Consider the following 22,619-nt stretch of genomic DNA (forward strand, 5'->3'; position numbering starts at 1 on the left):
CCGGTGGGAGGCCTGTTGCCCAGGAACACCGGCATCCGCACCGCCCCGCTCAGGCCGCGCTCCCCGCGGTCCACTCGGCCCACGACATGTTCCAGCCGTTGAGCCCGTTGTCCGGCGCCACCGTCTTGTCCGGCGAGTTCTTCACGATCACGACGTCCCCGATCAGCGAGTTGTCGTAGAACCACTTCGCCGTCGTGTCGCCCTGCGCGCCCTGCACGTCCGCGAGCCCCACGCACCCGTGGCTCGTACCCACCCGGCCGAACGGCGGGTTCCCCTTGTCGTACCAGTAGTTGCCGTGGATGAACGTCCCCGACGTCGTCAGCCGCATCGCATGCGGCACGTCCGGGATGTCGTACTCCCCGCCCAGGCCGACCGTCTGGCTGTTCATCCGCGTCTGCGTGAACTTCTCCGAGATCACCATCTGGCCGTTGTACGTGGTGTGCTGCGGGCTGCCCGAGGAGATCGGCACCTTCCGCAGGACCTGCCCGTCCCGCACGACGGTCATCATCTCCGTGTTCACGTCCACCGTGGACACCTGCGAACGCCCGATCTCGAAACTGACCGTCTTCTTCTGCACCCCGTAGACGCCGTTCGCGCCCTCGACGCCGTCCAGGTCGATCTTCATCGTGACCTTGGAGCCGGCCTTCCAGTACTCCTCGGGCCGGAAGTCGAGCCGCTGCGCCCCGAACCAGTGCCCCACCACCTGCTGCCCACTGCTGGACGTCACCGTGATGTGCGACTGCACGGCCTTCTTGTCGCTGATCACCTTGTCGAACGTGAACGACACCGGCATCCCCACCCCGACCGTCGTCCCGTCGTCCGGCGTGTACGTCCCGATGAAACTGTTCGACGAGGTGACCGTGGTGAAGATCGAGTTGGCGGCGGCGACCTTGCCGCTCCCGTCCTTCGCGGTCGCCGATATCTCGTACTTCGTCCCGCGCTCCAACTGCTCCATCGGCTTCCAGCTGCTGCCGTCGGCCGACAGCGAGCCCGCGACGACCTGCGCCGTGCCGGCCACCGTCATCTTCACCTCGGTCAGCCGCCCGTCACTGACCCTCACCCCGGTGGTGTTGATGGACGCCCCCGTCGAGCCGTCCTTGGCCGAGATGACGATCTTCGCGGTGGACGTCTTGGGCGAGGTCCCCCTACCGCCCTTGCCGTCGTCACCGCTCTTGGCGTCGGCGCTCCCCCCGCAGGCGGTCAGGGTCAGGGCGCCGACCACCAGGACGGCACAGGTTCCCAGTACGCGCCGCGCTGCTATGTCCGGCGTTGTCACGGGCTGCTCCAGCTTCATGTGATGTGCGTGATCCGCTCCAGTACGTGAGAAAGGAGGGCCCCCGCACCCACCGGGGTTCCCGCCTTGGTCCAATGAACGCGATGACGTGACAGAACCAAGACAATGACCCTGCCGCCGGCCCCTCAGCCCCCGTACAACTCCGTGTACGACGGCCAGGCCCCGCCCGCCCCCTCCACCGACTCGGCGGCCCGCACGGCCCGTACGATCGCCCGCGTCACCACGTCGGCGCCCGCCGCGAGGACGTCGTTCAGGGCCAGGGGATGCGCGGGGGTGAGCGGCCGGCCCCCCGTGGCCAGGGTGAACACCGTGTCGCCGTCGTGCAGCAGATGCACCGGACGCACCGCCCGCGCGATCCCGTCGTGCGCCGTACCCGCCAGCTTCTGCGCCTGTGCCTTCGTCAACTCCGCGTCGGTGGCGACCACCGCGAGCGTCGTGTTCAGCGGGGGAGGGGCGTTGCGCGCGGCGCTCTCGGCGAGCCGCCGACGCGCCGCCTCGTGCACATGTGCCTCGGGATACTCCACCCGCCCCTGGAACAACTCCCCGTACAGCACTCCCGTCCCGGGATCCGTCACCGACCCCACCGCGTTGGCCACCACCAGCGCCGCCACCGTGATCCCCGCGCCGAGGACGACACTCGCACTGCCGACCCCACCCTTCATCGCCCCGACCGCCGCACCGGTCCCGGCCCCCACGCACCCCTCCGGCACCGGTGCCCCCGGCGTGCTCGCGGCGGCCGCCTCGACCGCGGCCCTCCCGAGCTGCGCGTCCGGCCGGGCCCGGAAGTCACCGCCCCGCCCCAGATCGAAGACGCAGGCCGCGGGCACCACCGGCACCACGTGCGCGGGGTCCGCCCCCACGGGCACCCCGCGTCCCTGCTCCTCCAGCCAGGCCATCACCCCGGACGCCGCGTCCAGCCCGTACGCGCTCCCGCCGGTCAGTACGATCGCGTCCACCCGCTGCACCACATTGCGCGGATCGAGGGCATCGGTCTCCTTGGTGCCGGGACCACCCCCGCGCACGTCCACGGCGGCCACTGCGCCGCCCTTCGGCGCGAGCACGACCGTGGTGCCCGTGAGCCAACCGTCGCCGACGCGGGTGGCATGCCCCACCCGCACGCCCGCGACATCCGTCAGAGCGTCAACTGTCATGACCGCCAGTCTCGCCCAGCCCCGGCCCCGGTACGGCTATCCCGCTCGGCCCGCTCCGTCCGCCGCGCTCTCCCGCACGGCCGCGCGCGCCGTCAGCGTCGTCCCCGTGGCCACCGTCAGCGCCGCCACCAGGCCGGCCGCGAGCACCGCCCAGTCGCCGAGGAAGGTGCAGCAGATCACCAGCAGCGCGGCGCCGGGCAGCACCAACTGCTGGGCCAGACCCACCTTGAAGTGACGGGCGTGCAGCGCCCAGACCGTCAGCAGATACAGCGCCGTGGGCAGTGTCACCGCCGCCGACGCGGCGAGCGTCGACAGATGCGCCTTGCCGACCGCCTGCTCCACCGCCACCTCCAGGCCCGCACCGATCGCCGCGGCAGAGGCGAACACGAAGTAGTGACCGTAACCCCACACGAACGACTGCTGGTTGGAGCGCAGATGCCCGTGGATGGGTACCACGAAGTAGATCCACCACGCGGCGAAGACGATCAGCAGACCACCCACCGCGATCGGCAGCAGCTCGCCCAGCGCGTCGCTCTCGTCGACGGCCGACTTCACGGCGACCGTGGCCGCCGCGATCGTCTCGCCCAGCACGATGATCGTGAACAGCCCGAACCGCTCCGCGATGTGATGCGGATGCCAGGTCGTCGGATGGTCCTTCTCCGCGTACACCGGCACGCACATCTCCAGCACCGCCATCACCAGGAACAGCCAGGCCCTGGCGCCCTCCGGCAGGACCAACAGCCCCACCCAGCCCACCTGGCACAGCAGCACGCCCCCGGCGTACCGCAGCGCCATCGTCCGCTCCGGGCCCTCGGCCGACCACGCGACGCGCAGCCACTGCCAGCTCAGCGCGAACCTCATGATCACGTAGCCCAACCAGACGACCACGAAGTCGTGGTCCTCGAACGCCCGCGACACGCCCGCCGCCAGCACCAGCACCCCGGCGATCTGTACCAGCGTGACCACCCGGTACAGGACGTCGTCGTTGTCGTACGCCGACGCGAACCACGTGAAGTTCATCCACGCCCACCAGATGGCGAAGAACACCATCGCGTAGTTGAGGATGCCCTCCCCCGCATGGGACTCGGCCACCGCGTGCACCAGCTGCACGCCCGCCTGGGCAACGGCAACCACGAAACACAGGTCGAAGAAGAGTTCGAGCGGGGAGGCGACCCGGTGCGCCTCCCCGCGCCCCCGCGCGGTGAGTCTGCGCAGCGGTCTCGCGTGATCGCGAGCAGTACTGGACGTCATGAGCGACAGCACAGCAGATGCGCGTCGGAAAGTCCTGACCGGGGGAGACGTACCCTGGAGGCATGAGCACCCCGACCGCCCCCGAGCCGCGCGACCCGAAGGCCGCGCTGTCCTTCGACGACCCGCTGGACCAGCAGTCCTCGGACGACACCGACGGCGGCTGGGGCGAGCGTCCCACCTCGTCCGGCGACAGCGCGGCCGACCTCAGGCGCTTCCTGGACGAGAAGCCGCCCCACCACCTCTGAACCGTCCCACGCACCGTCCGAACGGCGCCGCACAGCCTCCGGTAAGCGGCGACTACCGCCCGACGGACCCCGGACCCCGCTGCGCCACCATCACGTCGCGGATCTCCTTCAGCACCTCCAGCTCGGTCACCTCGATGACCTCCTGCGTGCCCTCGCGCGCCTTCCTGCGGGCCTCCACCCGAGCCAGGTACTTCGCCATCGGCAGCACCATCAGGAAGTAGACCACCGCCGCGGTGATCACGAAGTTCAGTGCCGCACCGAGGACGGTGCCCCACAGGATCGGCACACCGCTCTTCACCGTCCCGTCCGCCGCGACCTTGCACGGGGCTTCCAGGCACGAGCTGTAGCTGTCCAGGCTCTTCGTCCCGATCGCGCCGACCAGCGGGTTGATGATGCCCTTCACCACCGAGTTCACGATGTTCGTGAAGGCCGCGCCGATCACCACCGCGACGGCCAGATCGACGACGTTCCCTCGCATCAGGAAGGCCTTGAAGCCGTGCCAGATGCTCGGATTCTGGTTCTTGCTCACCGCGGGAACTCTCCTTGTGTGGACGCTTCGTGGCACACGGGGTGACACAAGTCGTGGAACGAACAGCTCCGCAACCTACGTCACCCTGATCCACGCGTGCCCCGTCCGGTAGCCCCAACGAAGGACTTGACTTCTTCTTCACCACAAGGTCACCGCCAGCAGGGACGATGCGCTCGCGCCCGCCAGGCGCGTTGCGGTCGAGCGGGACACCGACAGCGCCACCAGCGCTCCTCCGTCACCGTCACCGCTGACCGCGGAGGGGTCCAGGGGCTCGGGCACCTTCGTCACGCGCGCCCCGCGGGCGACCACCCGCGCCTCTGTGTCCGCCGCCGTGGGGCCGTTCGAGGGTACGGCGATGACGTCGACCCGGTCACCGGGCCGCAGCAGCCGGACGGTCGCCGCGTCCGCGATCCGTACCGGCGCCGTCACCTTCACCTCCGCGCTCGCGGGGCGCCTGCGGACGGGCTCGCCTGCTGTGGAGCGCGCACGAGTGGATGCGTCACCGTCCGGATGCCCGCGCGCCGGAGCCGGCTCGCCGCCCCCGGGTCCCGCCGCCACGAGGGCGGCGGCGGTGACGGCCAGCCCCAGCGCCACGGCACGCTGCCGGTTCCGCACGAGCCGACGCAGCAGATACCACCCGCCTTTGACCCGCACCGGCGCGAACTGCGGCACCTCGCACGGCGGAGGCACCGGGTGGGCGGGAGAAGAGGAGAAGGGGGAGGAGGCGGAAGGAGAGGAGGCGGAAGGAGAGGAGGAGAACTGCGACAACGGGATCACCACCTGCGGCGAGGGAACGGTCAGCCAGGCCACGATGCCCGCTCACGCAGCCGCCCGCCGAAGCCGGTGGATCATCCACTGATTGTGGAAAACTCCGCCACCCGAACGATGCGTTCCGCTACGGCAGCTCGAAGCCCGGATCCATTCCGCCCAACGCCTTCCCGCAGGCGCAGTCCCGCGCCTCGTTCGACGGCAGGGCGGCCACCGCGTCGAACAGCACGCCCCGGAGCCGGTCCACGTTCGCCGCGAACACGGTCAGTACCTCCTCGTGCGACACGCCCTCACCGGACTCGGCGCCCGCGTCCAGGTCGGTGACCAGGTTCAATGACGTGTAACAAAGCTCCAGTTCACGGGCGAGCGCCGCCTCCGGGTGGCCTGTCATGCCTACCACCGACCAGCCCTGTGCCCGGTGCCACAACGACTCGGCGCGCGTCGAGAACCGGGGCCCCTCGATCACGACCAGAGCCCCGCCGTCCACCGGCTCCCACTCCCGCCCGCGCGCCGCCTTGAGCGCGGCCGCGCGCCCGGCGGGGCAGTAGGGATCGGCCAGGGATACGTGCACCACGTTGGGCACCGTCCCGTCGGGCAGCGGCAGCCCGTCGAAGTAGGTGCCCACCCGGGATTTCGTACGGTCGACCAGCTGATCGGGCACCAGCAGCGTGCCCGGCCCGTACTCGGGGCGCAGCCCGCCCACGGCGCACGGGCCCAGAACCTGCCGCGCCCCCACCGAACGCAGCGCCCACAGGTTGGCCCGGTAGTTGATCCGGTGGGGCGGCAGGTGATGCCCCCGCCCGTGCCGGGGCAGGAAGGCGACCCGTCGGCCGGCGATCTCGCCGAGGAAGAGGGAGTCACTGGGCGCCCCGTAGGGGGTGTCCACCTGGATCTCTGTCACGTCGTCGAGGAACGAGTAGAAGCCCGAGCCACCGATGACGCCGATCTCTGCGTTCGCCATGACCAGCACAGTAGCCGGAAATCGAACACGGTCAGCTCCCGACCTTGAAAACACCGAGGACCCGGCCGTCGTACGACGGCCGGGTCCTCGGGAGGAGGTCTACGCGGCGGAGGTGCCCGCCGAGGTGCCGGAGCTCGACTTCGAGTCCGAGGAGGACGCCGAAGACGAAGAGGAGGAGGACGAGGAGTCCGTGGAGGACGCCGAGGACGTCGACGGCTTCGACGAGGCCGGCGAGCTGCTCGACGAGGAGCCACGGCTGTCGTTGCGGTAGAAGCCGGAGCCCTTGAAGACGATGCCGACCGCGGAGAACACCTTCTTGAGGCGGCCACCGCACTGGGGGCACTCGGTCAGCGCGTCGTCGGTGAACTTCTGCACCGCCTCGAGGCCCTCGCCACACTCGGTGCACTGGTACTGGTAGGTCGGCACTGTCTTCCTCCTGGCACTCTCACTCAATGAGTGCTAACGAGGCTCCATAGTGACGTATTCCTGAGGATCAGTCCACTGTCAGCGGCACGCGGTGACCGACGCCACGTGCCACGGTACGGCCCCGAGGGTGCGCCACCAGCCGCGATCGCCGTGCCAGCAGCGTGGTCAGGGCGAGCAGCGTGCCGCCCAGCGGCACCAGGAATCCGGCACCCGACCACAAGCGGTCCTCCAGCTGGCCGGCGACCGTGACGGCGGCCGCCTGGCCCAGCGCGACCGCGCCCGTCAGCCAGGTGAACGCCTCGGTGCGCGCCTGGGCCGGCACCAGGCTCTCGACCAGCGTGTAGCCGGTGATCAGCGCGGGCGCGATGCACATGCCGACGAGCAGGCCCAGGCCTGCCAGCAGGAGCGCCGAGTGCGCGGCCCACAGACCGGAGGCCGTCAGCGCCAGTGCGGCGTATCCGACGAGCAGACGGTACTGGGGGGCGGTCTTCCAGGCGACGGCGCCGCACACCAGGCCGGACAGCATGTTGCCGGCCGCGAACGTCCCGTACAGGACACCGTTGAGGCCGGGCTCGCCGATCGACTCGCTGAACGCGGCCAGCGAGACCTGCATGCCGCCGAAGACCGAACCGATGCCCAGGAAGGCCACGACCAGCACGCGCACACCGGGGACGCGCAGCGCTGAGGCGTGTTCCACGCGCGCGTGCCCGGCGACGGCGGTCTGCGGCTGGGTGCTCTTCTGCGCAGCGAACAGCAGACCGCCGATCAGGGTCAGCGAGGCCTCGGCGATCAGTCCGGCCGCCGGGTTCACGGCAGTGCACAGGGCCGTCGCCAGCAGCGGGCCGACGACGAAGGTCAGCTCGTCCGTGACGGACTCGAAGGCCGCCGCGGTGGTCATCAGCGGCGACCCGTTCAGCTTCACGCCCCAGCGGGCCCGCACCATGGGTCCGATCTGCGGCACAGAGGCACCCGTGGGCACGGCCGCGGCGAACAGTGCCCACAGGGGCGCGTCGGCCAGGGCGAGCGCCGTCAGCGTCAGGGCCGAGAATCCGTGCACGAGGACGCCGGGAACCAGCACCGCGCGCTGTCCGTAGCGGTCGGCGAGCCGTCCGCCGTAGGGAGCGAACAGCGCCATGGAGACGCCGGTGGCCGCGGCGGCGGCGCCTGCCACGCCGTAGGAGCCGGTGGTGTGCTGCACGAGCAGCACGATGGAAATGGTGAGCATCGCGAACGGCTGGCGCGCCGCGAAACCGGGAAGCAGGAACGTCCACGCGCCGCGCGTGCGCAGCAGCCGGCCGTATCCGATGGAGACCGTGGATGCCACGGCCCGTGCCTTTCTGCCGCCTGGTAGCGCGACCCCACTGTGCGGGCGAGGGGCGCCGAGAGCTGTCCTCTTGCGCTACTGCGGTAGATACCGGACCCGTCGGGGAGGCGTCCCGGCCGCCATACGGTCGCGCCAGCTCTGCGTCAGGCAGAGTTGGTTCGATCAAGGTGCTCGATCATCGTACCGGGCGTGGCGTGCTCATGGCCTGTGAGAGTGAGCACTTCGAAACCTGCCCTTAACGGGTCGCGGACGTGACCGGACGCGGCGCGGGACGTGCTCTCAGCGGTTTCCGCCCGTGCCCAGCCATCCGGCCAGCTTGCCCCCGTGGCCCACGGCGCGCAGGCGCTTCTCGGCGGCATCGCGGACGGGGTCGGTGGCGACGACGAGGAGTTCGTCACCGTGCCGCAGCACGGTTGTCGGCATAGGAACGAACGATTTCCCCTCGCGGACGACGAGAGTGACGGCTGCTCCGGCGGGCAGCCGCAGCTCGTTGACCTCGACGCCGTGCATCTTGGACCCCTCGGGGATCGCGACCGAGAGCAGATGCCCGCGCAGCCGTTCCAGCGGCGCCGACTCGACTCCGAGGTCGGCGGCCTCGGAGTCCTCGCCCAGGCGCAGTTTGCGGGCCAGCCAGGGCAGCGTCGGCCCCTGGACCAGGGTGTAGACGACGACCAGGACGAACACGATGTTGAAGATGCGACGACTGGCCTCGATGCCGCTGACCATGGGGATCGTCGCCAGGATGATGGGGACGGCGCCACGCAGCCCCGCCCAGGACATCAGGGTCTGCTCCTGCCAGGGCACCCGGAACGGGGTCAGGCACAGCACCACGCTCAGCGGGCGCGCGACCATCGTGAGCACCAGGCCGATGACGAGTGCGGGCCATACGTCGTCGCCCAGTTCGTGCGGGGAGACCAGCAGGCCGAGCAGGACGAACATGCCGATCTGCGCGATCCAGCCGAGCCCGTCGGCGAACCCGCGCGTGGCCGGCCAGTGCGGCAGCTTCGCGTTCCCCATGACCATGGACGCGAGGTAGACGCCGAGGAAGCCACTGCCGTGCGCCAGGGCGCCGGCCGCGTACGCCGTGACCGCGATCGCCATGACCGCGATCGGATAGAGGCCGGAGGCGGGCAGCGCGACATGCCTGAGGCCCCAGGAGCCGAGCCAGCCCACGGCGAGCCCGACGGCCGCGCCGATGGCCAGCTCCAGGGCTATCTCGCCCACCAGCACGTACCAGTGCTCGACGGGGCCGGTCCGGGAGAAGGCCACCACCAGGATGACCACGGGGGCGTCGTTGAAGCCGGACTCGGCCTCCAGCGTGCCCGTCACGCGCGCGGGGAGCGGGATACGCCGCAGGACGGAGAACACCGCTGCCGCGTCCGTGGAGGACACCACCGCGCCGATGATGAGGGCCTGCCGCCATTCCAGCCCGGTCAGATAGTGCGCGCCTGCCGCGGTGACCCCCACGCTCACCGCGACGCCGCCGAGCGCCAACGCCGAGGCAGCCGGAAGGGCCGGCTGGATCTCCTTCCACTTCGTGCCCAGACCGCCCTCGGCCAGGATCACGACCAGGGCCGCGTAGCCGATGACCTGGGTGAGCTCGGCATTGTCGAAGCGGATGTCGCCGATGCCGTCCTGGCCCATGAGGACGCCGATGCCGAGGTACACGAGCAGGCTGGGGAGCCCGCTGCGCGAGGAGATGCGTACCGCCGCGACGGCGACGAGCAGGACGAGCGAGCAGACGAGCAGGAGCTGGTTGAGGTGGTGGACAGTCAGCGGCGGTTCCCTTCCCAGGCGCGCACGACTCGCGCGCGGGCGCACACGTACATGGGACACGAAGCGGTCCGCCCCGAGCCCAACTACTTCATTACCTTACCTAACTCTTGACGATTTCTTGACGCTCGAAGAGGCAAGATCGAACATCCTTCCGTGCTGGTACCCGACTCCGCGTCAAGTGGCGCAGACCCCTGCGCCTATGGTTGCTCCAGCACTCCAGGACCGCCTGCCGCTCGCGTTAGGACAGCAAGGACAGCGATGCCCCCCAACACCACCGCCACAACGGGTGACAAGCCCGGCAAGTCCGGCAGGAAGAAGGGGCGAAAAGCCCGTCTTATCGTGCTCGTACTGGTGCTGGCCGTCATCGGCGGCATCGCATTCGGCGCCTACTGGTCCATCAGTACGGTGCGCGCCTCCTTCCCGCAGACCAAGGGTTCGATCACACTCGACGGCCTCTCCGGGTCGGTGGACGTGCAGCGGGACAGCTACGGCATCCCGCAGATCTACGCGTCCTCCGACGAGGACCTGTTCATGGCGCAGGGCTACGTCCAGGCGCAGGACCGGTTCTACGAGATGGACGTGCGCCGCCACATGACGTCCGGCCGCCTGTCGGAGATGTTCGGCAAGAGCCAGGTCGACAACGACGAGTTCCTGCGCACCCTGGGCTGGGACCGGATCGCCAAGAAGGAGTACGACACCAAGCTGTCGGACTCCACCAAGAAGTACCTCCAGGCGTACTCCAAGGGAGTCAACGCCTACCTCAAGGGCAAGGACGGCGCGGACATCTCCCTGGAGTACGCGGCGCTCGGATTCACCAACGACTACAAGCCGGCCGAGTGGACCCCCGTCGACTCGATCTCGTGGCTGAAGGCGATGGCCTGGGACCTGCGCGGCAACATGCAGGACGAGATCGACCGCGCCCTGATGACGAGCCGCCTCGGCCCGCAGCAGATCGCCGACCTGTACCCGGAGTACCCGTACAAGGTCGACGGCAAGTCCAACACGATCGTCCAGCAGGGCGAGTACAACGAGCTCACTGAGGCGTTCGGGGACAGTGACGGCGCCGGCACGAGCGGTGGCTCGGGCGACACCTCGTCCAGCGGTTCCACGGGGACCGGTGGCTCGACGGGCGGCTCCGGGACCTCCTCGGGGGCCTCCGCGGACGGCACGGGCCTGCAGGGCCAGCTGGAGGGCCTCTACGAGGTCCTGGACGACCTGCCCACGGCCGTCGGTGTGAACGGCAACGGCATCGGCTCCAACTCCTGGGTCGTCTCCGGCGACCACACCATCACCGGCAAGCCCCTGCTCGCGAACGACCCGCACCTGTCGGCCTCGCTGCCGTCGGTCTGGTACCAGATGGGCCTGCACTGCCGCACCGTCTCCAGCAAGTGCCAGTACGACGTGTCCGGCTACACCTTTGCCGGCATGCCCGGTGTGATCATCGGCCACAACCAGAACATCGCCTGGGGCATGACCAACTCCGGCGTCGACGTCACCGACCTCTACCTGGAGAAGCTGTCCGGCGACGGCTACCTCTATGACAGCAAGACCAAGCCCTTCGAGACGCGCACCGAGACCATCAAGGTCGCCGGCGGCAGCCCGAAGAAGATCGTCGTCCGCGAGACCCAGGACGGCATGCCCCTGCTGTCCGACCGCAGCAAGGAACTCGTCAAGGTCGGCCAGAAGGCCACCGTCGACAACGAGGCGCCCGACCGCGGCGACGGCTACGGCGTCGCCCTGAAGTGGACCGCCCTGGAGCCCGGCACCACCATGGACGCCGTCTTCGCGCTGGACCGGGCCAAGGGCTGGGACGACTTCCGTGACGCGGCCAAGCTGTTCGAGGTGCCCTCGCAGAACCTGATCTACGCCGACACCGAGGACAACATCGGCTACCAGCTCCCCGGGAAGATCCCCACGCGCGCGAAGGGCGACGACGGCGCCATCCCGGTGGCCGGCTGGGACTCGAAGAACGCGTGGACCGGCTACATCCCCTTCAAGGCGCTGCCCAACGAGCTCAACCCGAAGCGCGGCTTCATCGTCACCGCCAACCAGGCCGTGGTCGACGACACGTACCCGTACACGCTCACCACGGACTGGGGTTACGGCACCCGCAGCCAGCGCATCACCGACCTGATCGAGCAGAAGATCAAGGGCGGCGGCAAGATCTCCACCGATGACATGCGTCAGATGCAGATGGACAACAGCAGCGAGATCGCGAAACTGCTCGTCCCCACCCTGCTGAAGATCAACATCGATGACCCGGACGTCCGCGAGGCGCAGGAGCTGCTCCAGAACTGGGAGCGCACGCAGGACGCCGACTCGGCGGCGGCCGCCTACTTCAACGCGGTCTGGCGCAACATCCTCAAGCTCGCCTTCGGCAACAAGCTGCCCAAGGAGCTGCGCGTCGAGGGCCAGTGCCTGTGGGTCGACCCGGCGAACGCCACCAACGCCGTCGACGACACCTCGAAGGTCCGCGAGTGCGGCCAGCGCGACGCCACCCAAGCGCAGCCCGACGGCGGCGACCGCTGGTTCCAGGTCGTGCGCAACCTCATGGACAAGCCGGACAGCGACTGGTGGACCACGCCCAAGTCGGCCACCGGCCGCGAAGGCGCCGACCACAACCGCGACGACCTGTTCAAGCGCGCCATGATCGACGCCCGCTGGGAGCTCACCGCCAAGCTCGGCAAGGACATCGACACCTGGAGCTGGGGCCGGCTGCACCGCCTGTTCCTGAAGAACCAGACCCTCGGCACCAGCGGCCCCGGCTTCCTGCAGTACATCCTCAACCGCGGCCCCTGGAAGCTCGGCGGTGGCGAGGCGGCGGTCGACGCGACCGGCTGGAACGCGGCCGGCGGCTACGGCGTCGTGTGGGTGCCGTCGATGCGCATGGTGGTCAACCTGGAGGACTTCGACAAGTCGAAGTGGATCAACCTCACCGGCGCCTCCGGGCACGCCTTCAGCGCCCACTACACCGACCAGACCGGCAAGTGGGCCAAGGGCGAACTGCTCGACTGGTCCTTCTCGCGGGAGGCGGTCAGCAAGACCACCAGCGACACCCTCGTGCTCAAGCCATGACCGACTGAGAGCGGGCATGCAGAAGGGGCCCTTCACGCACACGCGCGTGAAGGGCCCCTTCTGCGTCGGAGGCGCGCTAGGAGAAGCGCCGTACTCCGGACGGCGTCACCACCGCCCGCACCGGCAGATCGTGCGGCTCCGCGGGGACGTGCTCGACCACCTCGTTGTCGTACAGCAGCACCACGAGCGAGGGGCGCACCCCGGCGCGTTCCAGGCGGGCCAGGACGCGGTCGTACGATCCTCCGCCGCGCCCGAGGCGCATCCCGCGCGTGTCGACCGCGAGCCCCGGCAGCAGCACCACGTCCGCACCCGTCACGGCGTCCGCGCCGAGCCGCTCGCCGACCGGCTCCAGAAGCTCCATTCTGCCGCCGTGCCGGACCGGCGTGAGGGAGCCCGGACCGTCGTACGCGCCCCAGTCGAGGTCGTTGTCCGGCAGCAGCGCGGGCAGCAGCACGCGCACGCCCCGGGCGCGCAGCGCGTCCAGGAGAGCTGGCGTGCCTGGCTCGGTGCCCACGGAGACGTACGCCGCCACCACGCGCGCGTGCGCCAACTCGGGCAGCTCCAGGGCATGCCCGGACAGCGCCGCGGCCGCCGTGTGCACGTCGTCCGCCGTCAACCTGCTCCTCATGTCGAGGAACCCTCGCCGCAACACAGTCTTGTCAGAGTCCGCTGTGCCGTTCCCACGGCCCATGGATCGCATCCGCACTGCTCCAATACGCTCAAATGAACACTTATTAACCGGAGCTACAGATTCCTCTCAAAGTCACCGGATAAGGTTGCGAACATGACTCAGTCTCACCCCAGGATCAGTAAGGCTGTCATCCCCGCAGCAGGCCTCGGCACCCGGTTCCTCCCGGCGACGAAGGCCACTCCCAAGGAGATGCTGCCGGTCGTCGACAAGCCCGCGATCCAGTACGTGGTCGAGGAGGCCGTGTCCGCCGGACTCGACGACGTCCTCATGGTCACCGGCCGCAACAAGCGCCCCCTCGAGGACCACTTCGACCGCAACTACGAACTCGAGTCGGCGCTGGAGAAGAAGGGCGACGCCCGGCGGCTCGCCAAGGTCCAGGAGTCCAGCGACCTCGCCACCATGCACTACGTCCGCCAGGGTGACCCCAGAGGCCTCGGGCACGCCGTCCTGTGCGCCGCCCCGCACGTCGGGAACGAGCCGTTCGCCGTCCTCCTCGGGGACGACCTGATCGACCCCCGGGACCCGCTGCTGCAGCGCATGATCGAGGTTCAGGAACTGTACGGCGGCAGCGTCGTCGCCCTCATGGAGGTCGCGCCCGAGCAGATCCACCTCTACGGCTGCGCCGCCGTGGAGTGCACCGCCGACAGCGACGTCGTCAAAGTCTCCGGCCTGGTCGAGAAGCCCGAGCCGGCGGACGCCCCCTCCAACTACGCGATCATCGGCCGCTACGTCCTCGACCCGGCCGTCTTCGAGGTGCTGCGCGAGACCGAGCCGGGCCGCGGCGGCGAGATCCAGCTGACCGACGCCCTCCAACTGCTCGCCCAGGACGAGAAGGTCGGCGGGCCGGTGCACGGCGTCGTCTTCAAGGGCCGCCGCTATGACACCGGCGACCGCGGCGACTACCTGCGTGCCATTGTCAGACTCGCGTGCGAACGTGAAGATCTGGGTCCGGACTTCCGTTCCTGGCTTCGCAGTTACGTCACCGAGGAGATGTAGCCACTTTGAGCACCGCCGCGCCCCGCCCCACCGGCCAGGACCACCTCTGGTCGGTGGACGAGCACCTGGAGGACATCCTCGCCACCGTCCGCCCCCTGGAGCCCATCGAGCTGCAACTCCCCGACGCCCAGGGCTGCGTCCTGGTCGAGGACGTCACGGTCGCGCTCTCCCTGCCGCCGTTCGACAACAGCTCCATGGACGGGTACGCGGTACGGGTGGCGGATGTCGCGGGCGCGAGCGAGGAGTTCCCGGCGGCCCTGGAGGTCGTGGGGGACGTCGCGGCGGGACAGGCGGCCGATCTGCTGTACGTGGGGCCCGGCCAGGCCGCCCGCATCATGACCGGTGCCCCGCTGCCCCACGGCGCCGAGACCGTCGTCCCCGTGGAGTGGACCGACGGAGGCCTCGGTGAGGGCCCGGTCACCGGCATGCGCGCCCGCAGTCTCGCCCCCGAGCAGACCTCCGGGCACGTGCGCGTGTACCGCCCCGCGGAAGCACGCGCGCACGTGCGCGCCAAAGGCAGCGACGTCCAGGCCGGGGACCGCGCCCTCGATGCCGGCACCGTCCTCGGACCGCCCCAGATCGCCTTGCTCGCCGCGATCGGCCGCGGCACCGTCCGGGTGCGGCCACGTCCGCGCGTGGTCGTCCTGTCCACCGGCAGCGAGCTCGTGCAGCCGGGCGAGGAACTGGGCGCCGGCCAGATCTACGACTCCAACAGCTTCGCCCTGACCGCCGCAGCCCGTGACGCCGGCGCCATCGCCTACCGGGTCGGCGCCGTCGCCGACGACGCCGAGACCCTCCGCTCCACCATCGAGGACCAGCTGGTCCGCGCCGACCTCCTGGTCACCACGGGCGGCGTGAGCGTCGGGGCGTACGACGTCGTCAAGGAGGCCCTTTCGCACGTCGGCGACGAGGACGAGGCCGGCAGCGGCATCGAGTTCCGCACACTCGCCATGCAGCCCGGCAAGCCCCAGGGCTTCGGTTCCATCGGCCCCGACCACATCCCCCTGCTGGCCCTGCCCGGCAACCCGGTCTCCTCGTACGTCTCGTTCGAACTGTTCGTCCGCCCCGCGATCCGCACGCTCATGGGACTCGAGGACGTCCACCGGCCCACCACGCGCGCGAGGTTGGCCGCCGACAAGGCGATCCGCTCGCCCAAGGGGCGCCGACAGTTCCTGCGTGCCACCTGTGCCGACGGCACCGTCCGCCCCGTCGGAGGCGCCGGCTCGCACCTGGTGGCCGCCCTCGCGCACGCCGACGCCCTGATCGTCGTCCCCGAGGACGTGGAGTCCGTCGAACCGGGCGCCGAGGTCGAGGTGGTCCTGCTCGGCTGAGCACCCCCCGTTGGGGGTACCGTGTCGCGCACAACAGGCCCGGACCGGGAGCGCCGCACCACCATGAGTACGCAGGACCGACTGACGCACATCGACGACGCGGGCGCCGCGCGCATGGTCGACGTATCCGGCAAGGACGTCACGGCACGCACCGCGCGCGCCAGTGGGCGCGTCCTCGTCTCGCCCCGCGTGGTCGAGCTGCTGCGCGGCGAGGGCGTCCCCAAGGGCGACGCCCTCGCGACCGCGCGGATCGCCGGGATCATGGGCGCCAAGCGCACCCCGGACCTGATCCCGCTGTGCCACCCGTTGTCGGTGTCCGGTGTGAAACTGGACTTGTCGGTCGCGGACGACGCCGTGGAGATCAGCGCCACCGTGAAGACGACGGACCGTACGGGCGTCGAGATGGAGGCGCTCACCGCGGTCTCCGTCGCCGCGCTCACCGTGATCGACATGGTGAAGGCGGTCGACAAGGGAGCGGTCATCACGGACGTGCGCGTGGAGGAGAAGACGGGCGGCAAGTCGGGCGACTGGAGTCGGACATGACCTTGGACGCGTCGACAGGAGGTGCCCTCCTCGCGCCCTACAGCGCGCTGGTGGTCACCGCCTCCAACCGGGCCTCGGCCGGGGTGTACGAGGACCGGGGCGGCCCGCTGGTCGCCGAGGGTCTCGGTGGCCTCGGTTTCGCCGTGGACGGGCCGCAGGTCGTGCCCGACGGCGACCCGGTGGAGGAGGCGCTGCGGGCGGGCGCCGAGGCCGGCTTCGACGTGATCGTCACCACCGGCGGCACGGGCGTGTCGCCCACGGACCGCACCCCGGAGGCGACCCGCAGGGTGATCGACTACGAGGTGCCGGGCATCGCGGAGGCCATCCGCGCGTACGGCCGTGACAAGGTGCCGACCGCGGCGCTCTCCCGGGGCCTGGCCGGCGTCGCGCGCGGGACCCTGATCGTCAACCTGCCCGGCTCCACCGGCGGTGTGAAGGACGGCCTCACGGTCCTCGCGCCGCTGCTGAAGCACGCCGTGGACCAGATCCGGGGCGGAGACCACCCCAGACCGGCCCCCACCGCGGGGGGTGCGAGCTGAACGGCGCATCCTGGCCCGTGGAGCTGACGGAGGGCGACATCGTCCTGCGGCCGATAAAGCTGCGCGACCAGCGGGCCTGGCGCGAGGTGAACCGGCGCAACCGGGACTGGCTGCGCCCCTGGGAGGCGACCATCCCGCCTCCGGCGCCCAGCGGGCCGATCGCGCACCGGCCGACCTACCGCCAGATGGTGCGCCACCTGCGCTCCGAGGCGAACGCGGGACGGATGCTGCCGTTCGTCATCGAGTACCAGGGGCAGCTCGTCGGGCAGCTGACCGTCGCCGGGATCACCTGGGGGTCGATGTGCTCGGGGCACATCGGCTACTGGGTGGACGAGGCGGTGGCCGGCCGCGGGGTGATGCCCACGGCCGTGGCGCTCGTCGTCGACCACTGTTTCCGGACCGTGGGGCTGCACCGCATCGAGGTCTGTATTCGCCCGGAGAACGGGCCCAGCCGACGGGTCGTGGAGAAACTCGGATTCCGTGAGGAAGGGCTGCGGCCGCGCTATCTCCACATCGACGGCGCCTGGCGCGACCACCTCGTGTTCGCGCTGACGGCGGAGGAAGTTCCGGAGGGCATGCTGGGCCGCTGGCGGCGCGCACGCTCACAGAACGCCTCCAATTAAATACGGCACTCCGGAACCCGTGCGGGAAAGGCCCCGCACTCTCCGAATAAACGTTCGAAAGTGATCGGTTGATCGCACTGGTCGCAAAAAAAGCTCGAAATATCAGCCAGATCGTGCGACACACCGGCCCAATTGGCGGATGGCCCCACGCGAATCCCTCTACGGTGTGAGGCGTGAGCAGCAGCGGCCTCATCTACGCAGTCATCGTCGGGGCCTGGGCCGCCTACTTGGTGCCGATGTGGCTCCGTAGGCAGGACGAGCTGAACGAGGCCCGTCCGACGGAACGCTTCAGCACCGCCATCCGGCTGCTGTCCGGACGGGCGGGTATGGAGCGCCGGTACGCCAAGGACCTGCGGGCGCGCTCCACCGACGAGGGGGAGCGGGACTCCGGCGCCCCGGACGCCGTCACCGATTCGGTGGACGTCCGGGCCTTCGCCATGCCTCCCGCACGTCCGCAGGTGAAGGCGCCGGTTCAGGAACGGACGCCGGAACGGACGCAGGAGCGAGCGCCGGAGCGCGGCCACGCCCGCCCGGACGCGGCACGCGACCCGGGGCGCGAGCCGAAGCGTGATCCCGCGCCGAAACCCGCACGCGAGCAGGTCCCCGCCGCGAGGCGCTCTCCCGGCGGGCAGGCGGCCGCAGCGCGCGCCCAGCGCTCGAAGGCGCTCGCGCGCCGCAGGCGCACCACGATCATGCTCTTCCTCGCGTTCACGCTCGGCACGGTCGTCGCCGCCGTAGGAGGGCTCGCGTTCCTCTGGGCGCCGGGCGTGCCCGCCGTCCTGCTCAGCGGGTACATCGCCTACCTGCGCGCCCAGGAGCGCCGCCGCTTCGCCTTCCAGATGGACCGCAGACGCGCCGAGGCCGCCGCGCAGCGGCTCCGCGAGCGCCAGCCCCGCCGCCGCGCCCCCGCTGCGGCCTCGCCCGCCGCGACCGCCGAGCCGGCCGCGGACGCAGGCGAAGAGGAGCCGCACGAGGCCGCCGAGCCGGAGACCGATCCCGGCCTGCTGGCCCTCGCCGCCGACCGCAGGGCGCTCGTCGAGCAGACCGACCACGCGGAGTGGGTCGACCAGCAGCGCGAACGGCAGCGCAGGCCCGGCCACGGCGACAGCTGGGACCCGGTGCCCGTCCCGCTGCCCACGTACGTGACCGCGCCGGTCGCACCCCGGGCCACCTCCGACGTCGACCTCGGCGCCCCGGACGCGTGGAGCTCCGCCCGCTCCAGCGCGGTCGTGCCGGAGCAGGCCCCCGCGGACGCCGGCGCCGTACCGGACGCGGAGCCGCGGGAGCCGGGGCACGCGGACGGCGGGACGGCGGACGGCGACGAGCGCAGCGACGCCCGCCGTGCGGTCTCGGCCCGGCGCTCGCGCGAGCGCGGCCACACCCCGCTCTTCGACCAGTACGAGGACGGCGAGCGGCCCCGGGCGGCCAACGAGTGACACGCGCGTGTGCCCCGCGGCGGTCCCGGGAAGCCTCCGCGCGCCCGGCCCCCCGGCCTCCGGGAACGGATTTTCAAGCAGCCCGATCGGGGTGCTAGAGTTTCACTCGTTGCAAGGGCCTGTGGCGCAGTCCGGTAGCGCACCTCGTTCGCATCGAGGGGGCCAGGGGTTCAAATCCCCTCAGGTCCACGCAGCATGAAGGTCCGCCCCCGTCGGGGGCGGACCTTCTGCCATGTCCGGGGTGACCGTTCACCCCCCGGACAGAGTCCTCCGCGCGGCCGACACGGCCACCGGTACGACCGCCGAGCCCACCGCCAGCACCGCGCACGCCGCCGTCACCGCGCCGAGCGCCGGCCACGGCACGACGAGCGTTGCCGGGGCCGACACCAGACGCAACGCGCCCCACATGCCCGCCAGGTTGACGAGCGTCACCAGCAGGCCCAGCACGGCACCCACCCCCACGACCGTCAGCGCCTCCGCCACGGTCAGCCGCAGGATCTGCCCGCCGGTGACCCCCGCCAGCCGCAACACCGCCCTCTCCCGCCGCCGTTCCGCCGCCGCCATGACCAGGGTGTTGACGAGCGCGATGCCCGTGTACACCAGCGCGACGCCCAGGACGAGCAGCACCCCCAGCCGGGTCGTCCGGTTGGTCCCGGGATACGCCGAGGCCACCCACTGCGCCCGGCTCAGCACCCGCACCCCGTCGACCGCGCGCAGCTTTGCCGCGACGGTCTCCGGATCGGCACCCGCACGCGCGCGTACGTCGACTCGGTCCACCGGGGCGCCCCCCGCGTTGTGCGTGCTCAGCCACACACCGCTCTCCCCGGTCCCGGTGGCCAGTACGGCGGCGATCCGCAGCGACCGAGACGTACCGTCACCGAGCCACACCCGCACCCGCTGTCCCACCCGGTGCCGTGCCCACTCCTCGGTCACCACGATCGAGCCGTCGTCGAGATCCGCGAGCCGCCCCGCCGCCACCGGCAGCCGAACGGTCGTGCCGAGCGGCCCCGGATCGACCGCCCGCGCCTCGGACTTCACCAGGGCGACCCCGTCCTCCAGGGTGTACACGGCGGTCGCCGCGGTCGCCGACACCAGGGCGCCGGGAACCCTCCGCAGCCGCGCCACCGCGTCCGTCGGCAGCGCCGTACCGCTCCCCGGTGTCACCACGAAGTCCGCCATCGTCCGCTGCCGCACCTCCGCGGCCCGCGCCTCGGTCAGCGTGGCCGTCGCGCCCAGCAGAGAGCCCGCGAGCGCCACGGTGACCAGCACGGGCGCGGCCACGGCTGCGGTACGGCGGACCCCGGCGACCGCGTTCTCCCGCACCAGCAGCCCGATCACGCCCGGCAGCCGCGGCACGAGCGGGCGCACCAGCGCGGGCGACAGCAGCGCCACCGCAGTGGTCACGAGCAGGGGCCGGCTGATGTACGTCTTGCGGTGCAGCAGGTCGCCCGGGTCCGTCAGCAGGGCGTACGACAGGGTTGCGCACGCCGTGAGGAGCAGCGCGGCGCCGAACCAGCGGCGCCCGCCCGTGAGCGGGCGCCCGTCGACCGACACCTCACGCAACGCCTGCGCGGGCGCGATCCGCCCGGCCCGCAGACTCGCGGTCAGCGCCCCGCACACCGAGACCGACAGGCCCGTCCAGAACGCGAGATGGTACGGCCACCCATGGCCGCCGATCGTGTACCAGGCCGGCGCGAGACCGCCGTCGACCACCAGCGCGGCCAGCCACGGAGCGCCGTACGCGCCCAGCACGCAGCCGGTCGCCGAGGCGAGCGTGCCCACGAGCAGCGCCTCCGCCAGCACCGACCGCCGGATCTGACCCGGTGTCGCACCCGCGGTGCGCAGCAGTCCGAACTGGCGTCGGCGCCGGTCCACGGCGAACGCGAACGTGGAGGCCACCACGAACACCGAGACGAACGCCGTCACCCCGCCCGCCGTGCCGAACAGGGCGTTCAGCGCGGTCAGCGACTCCGCGTCGCGATACGGATCCGCGTCCGCGAACCGGCGGTCGTCGCCCGTGAGCACGCGCGCGCTGTCGCCCACCGCCGCGCGGACCGCCGCCGCGTCCGCCGTCACCACCAGCTGCGCCGAGCGGGGTTCCAGACGGGCGGCCCGCACGTCCGTGTAGAAGACGGCGTTCTCGATGTCGCGTGGCCGCGTGCCCGCGTCGGACCGGGCCGACTGTTCCGTGCCGCCACGCGCGCGTACCACGACCTCATCCGCGTGTCCCGTGCCGCCACGCGCGTGTCCCGTGCCGCCACGCGCGTGTCCCGTGCCGCCACGCGCGCGTACCGTGCCGCCACGCGCGCGTACCGTGCCCACGACCCGCACCGGCCCGTCGCCCGTCTCCAGCCGGTCGCCCACGGAGGCCCAGTGCCCGGTGGTCACCACCTCGTCGGCGGTCCGTGGTGCCCGGCCCGTGGTGAGGTCGTACGGGGCGAACTGCGCCGTCGACCAGGGGTGACCGACCAGCGTGGCCGGGCCGCCGTCCGCTCGGACCGGGAAGGAACGGTCCTGCACGACCGTGCCGAGGGCGCGCAGCGCGGCGACCGTGGCGGCCGGCACCGCGCGCGGCACCGCCAGCTGTGCCGTCCGCACCCCGGTCGGGGTCGCCACCCGCAGGGTGTCGTGTCCCCGCACGACCACCGGTGCCGCGGCGAACCGTTCCGGCGTCCGCACCGGCGCGTCCCGCGAGGCGGCCAGCGCCTGCCCCATCACGGTCACCAGCCCCACCCCCAGGGTGAGGGCGACGAAACTGCCCACGAAGGCGGCCCAGCGCGCCCGCAGGGTCCGCACGGCGACGCTCAGCACGGGGCGACCTCCGCGGTGACGGAAGCACGCGCGTGGCCGTCCTGCGCCGAACCCGGCCCGGGATCCGCCTCCAGGGCGGCCATCCGTGCCGCGATCCGTTCCGCGCCCGCCCCGGCCAGTTCGCCGTGCACCCGGCCGTCGACGAGGAACACCACCCGGTCCGCGCGGGAGGCGGCCAGCGGATCGTGGGTGACCATGACGACCGTCTGCCCGTGCGCGTCGACCAGGTCGCGCAGCAGGACCAGCACCTCGCGGCCGGTCGTGGAGTCGAGGGCGCCGGTCGGTTCGTCGCCGAAGAGCACCTCGGGGCGGGTGATCAGGGCGCGGGCGAGCGCGACCCGCTGCTGCTGGCCGCCGGAGAGTTCGGCGGGCCGGTGTCCGGCCCGTTCGGCGAGGCCGACCCGCCGCAGCGCCTCGCGCACCTCCGCCTTGGCGGGGCGGCGACCGGCCAGCCGTAGCGGGAGGGCGACGTTCTGCGCGGCGGTCAGGGCGGGCAGCAGGCTGTACGACTGGAAGACGAAGCCGATGCGTTCCCGCCGCAGCAGGGTGAGCCGGCGCTCGCTCAGCCCGGTCAGCTCGGTGCCGCCGATCCGCACCGACCCGGACGTCGGCCGGTCCAGCCCGGCGGCACACTGCAGCAGCGTCGACTTCCCCGAGCCCGACGGGCCCATGACGGCCGTGAAGGAACCACGGGGGAGGGTGAGCGTGACGTCGTCGAGCGCGGTGACTCCGGCGTCGGCGGTGCCGTAACGCCTGCTCAGGGAGGTCAGTTGGACAGCGGGTGTGGTCATGGGTCCACGAAACCGCGGCAGGGGGTGCGCAGTCGGTCGGCCAGGGGCGAGACTTCAG

At 71.4% G+C, this 22,619-nt stretch carries 20 protein-coding genes and 1 tRNA gene; 9 read left to right on the top strand and 12 right to left on the bottom strand.

Annotated elements, in window-relative coordinates; all coding sequences use genetic code 11:
• Positions 1-49 precede the first annotated feature (49 nt).
• From U5640_RS26610 to U5640_RS26620, 3 genes are all read right to left on the bottom strand, one after another.
• Positions 50-1,276, bottom strand: coding sequence for an Ig-like domain-containing protein (locus U5640_RS26610; RefSeq protein WP_340378252.1), 1,227 nt, complete (start codon positions 1,274-1,276; stop codon positions 50-52).
• 143 nt (positions 1,277-1,419) lie between these two features.
• Positions 1,420-2,445 carry a P1 family peptidase gene (locus U5640_RS26615; RefSeq protein WP_340378253.1) on the bottom strand — a complete coding sequence of 342 codons (1,026 nt, stop codon included), beginning with the start codon at positions 2,443-2,445 and terminating at the stop codon, positions 1,420-1,422.
• 36 nt (positions 2,446-2,481) lie between these two features.
• Positions 2,482-3,696 carry a low temperature requirement protein A gene (locus tag U5640_RS26620; RefSeq protein ID WP_340378254.1) on the bottom strand — a complete coding sequence of 405 codons (1,215 nt, stop codon included), beginning with the start codon at positions 3,694-3,696 and terminating at the stop codon, positions 2,482-2,484.
• Positions 3,697-3,758: 62 nt separating this feature from the next.
• Between U5640_RS26620 and U5640_RS26625 the strand changes: the two genes are divergently transcribed.
• Positions 3,759-3,941, top strand: coding sequence for a hypothetical protein (locus U5640_RS26625; protein WP_067251232.1), 183 nt, complete (start codon positions 3,759-3,761; stop codon positions 3,939-3,941).
• Between the two features lie 52 nt (positions 3,942-3,993).
• On the opposite strand, the gene mscL is transcribed toward U5640_RS26625, so the two are convergent.
• From mscL to U5640_RS26655, 6 genes are all read right to left on the bottom strand, one after another.
• Positions 3,994-4,470, bottom strand: a complete 477-nt coding sequence (mscL, locus tag U5640_RS26630) for a large conductance mechanosensitive channel protein MscL (protein ID WP_340378255.1) — start codon at positions 4,468-4,470, stop codon at positions 3,994-3,996.
• Between the two features lie 138 nt (positions 4,471-4,608).
• Positions 4,609-5,160, bottom strand: coding sequence for an RcpC/CpaB family pilus assembly protein (locus tag U5640_RS26635; protein ID WP_340385359.1), 552 nt, complete (start codon positions 5,158-5,160; stop codon positions 4,609-4,611).
• A gap of 205 nt (positions 5,161-5,365) precedes the next feature.
• Positions 5,366-6,199 carry an S-methyl-5'-thioadenosine phosphorylase gene (locus U5640_RS26640; protein ID WP_340378256.1) on the bottom strand — a complete coding sequence of 278 codons (834 nt, stop codon included), beginning with the start codon at positions 6,197-6,199 and terminating at the stop codon, positions 5,366-5,368.
• A 99-nt stretch (positions 6,200-6,298) separates the two neighbouring features.
• Positions 6,299-6,625: an FmdB family zinc ribbon protein gene (locus U5640_RS26645; RefSeq protein WP_340378257.1), complete on the bottom strand. Its 327-nt coding sequence runs from the start codon at positions 6,623-6,625 to the stop codon at positions 6,299-6,301.
• Positions 6,626-6,692: 67 nt separating this feature from the next.
• Positions 6,693-7,949, bottom strand: coding sequence for an MFS transporter (locus U5640_RS26650; protein ID WP_340378258.1), 1,257 nt, complete (start codon positions 7,947-7,949; stop codon positions 6,693-6,695).
• Positions 7,950-8,228: 279 nt separating this feature from the next.
• Positions 8,229-9,785, bottom strand: coding sequence for a potassium/proton antiporter (locus tag U5640_RS26655; RefSeq protein WP_340378259.1), 1,557 nt, complete (start codon positions 9,783-9,785; stop codon positions 8,229-8,231).
• A 198-nt stretch (positions 9,786-9,983) separates the two neighbouring features.
• Here U5640_RS26655 and U5640_RS26660 point away from each other — a divergent pair, with 198 nt between their 5' ends.
• Positions 9,984-12,800: a penicillin acylase family protein gene (locus U5640_RS26660; protein ID WP_340378260.1), complete on the top strand. Its 2,817-nt coding sequence runs from the start codon at positions 9,984-9,986 to the stop codon at positions 12,798-12,800.
• 76 nt (positions 12,801-12,876) lie between these two features.
• On the opposite strand, the gene U5640_RS26665 is transcribed toward U5640_RS26660, so the two are convergent.
• On the bottom strand, positions 12,877-13,500 hold the full coding sequence (locus U5640_RS26665; protein ID WP_340378261.1) for a 5-formyltetrahydrofolate cyclo-ligase: 624 nt from the start codon (positions 13,498-13,500) through the stop codon (positions 12,877-12,879).
• Positions 13,501-13,584: 84 nt separating this feature from the next.
• Between U5640_RS26665 and galU the strand changes: the two genes are divergently transcribed.
• From galU to U5640_RS26700, 7 genes are all read left to right on the top strand, one after another.
• Positions 13,585-14,487 carry a UTP--glucose-1-phosphate uridylyltransferase GalU gene (gene galU, locus U5640_RS26670; protein ID WP_340378262.1) on the top strand — a complete coding sequence of 301 codons (903 nt, stop codon included), beginning with the start codon at positions 13,585-13,587 and terminating at the stop codon, positions 14,485-14,487.
• Positions 14,488-14,492: 5 nt separating this feature from the next.
• Entirely contained in the window at positions 14,493-15,818 is a 1,326-nt protein-coding gene (gene glp / locus U5640_RS26675) for a gephyrin-like molybdotransferase Glp (protein WP_340378263.1), read from the top strand.
• A 63-nt stretch (positions 15,819-15,881) separates the two neighbouring features.
• Complete coding sequence (moaC, locus tag U5640_RS26680) at positions 15,882-16,361, top strand: cyclic pyranopterin monophosphate synthase MoaC (protein ID WP_340378264.1); 480 nt, start codon at positions 15,882-15,884, stop codon at positions 16,359-16,361.
• Positions 16,358-16,900: a MogA/MoaB family molybdenum cofactor biosynthesis protein gene (locus tag U5640_RS26685; protein WP_340378265.1), complete on the top strand. Its 543-nt coding sequence runs from the start codon at positions 16,358-16,360 to the stop codon at positions 16,898-16,900. Before moaC ends, U5640_RS26685 begins: the two co-directional genes overlap by 4 nt.
• Positions 16,901-16,917: 17 nt before the next feature.
• Positions 16,918-17,523 (top strand): GNAT family protein, encoded by a 606-nt coding sequence (locus tag U5640_RS26690; protein ID WP_340378266.1) that lies wholly within the window; start codon positions 16,918-16,920, stop codon positions 17,521-17,523.
• A gap of 173 nt (positions 17,524-17,696) precedes the next feature.
• Positions 17,697-18,959 carry a gephyrin-like molybdotransferase receptor GlpR gene (gene glpR, locus U5640_RS26695; protein WP_340378267.1) on the top strand — a complete coding sequence of 421 codons (1,263 nt, stop codon included), beginning with the start codon at positions 17,697-17,699 and terminating at the stop codon, positions 18,957-18,959.
• A gap of 115 nt (positions 18,960-19,074) precedes the next feature.
• Positions 19,075-19,148, top strand: a tRNA-Ala gene (locus tag U5640_RS26700).
• Positions 19,149-19,208: 60 nt separating this feature from the next.
• Here U5640_RS26700 and U5640_RS26705 read toward each other — a convergent pair.
• Together U5640_RS26705 and U5640_RS26710 are read right to left on the bottom strand one after the other, a co-directional pair.
• Positions 19,209-21,770: an ABC transporter permease gene (locus U5640_RS26705; protein WP_340378268.1), complete on the bottom strand. Its 2,562-nt coding sequence runs from the start codon at positions 21,768-21,770 to the stop codon at positions 19,209-19,211.
• Complete coding sequence (locus tag U5640_RS26710) at positions 21,764-22,561, bottom strand: ABC transporter ATP-binding protein (protein ID WP_340378269.1); 798 nt, start codon at positions 22,559-22,561, stop codon at positions 21,764-21,766. Before U5640_RS26710 ends, U5640_RS26705 begins: the two co-directional genes overlap by 7 nt.
• Between the last annotated feature and the right edge of the window lie 58 nt (positions 22,562-22,619).

Origin of the sequence: Streptomyces sp. SS7 (assembly GCF_037993025.1) — a bacterium.
Taxonomy (GTDB): Bacteria; Actinomycetota; Actinomycetes; order Streptomycetales; family Streptomycetaceae; genus Streptomyces.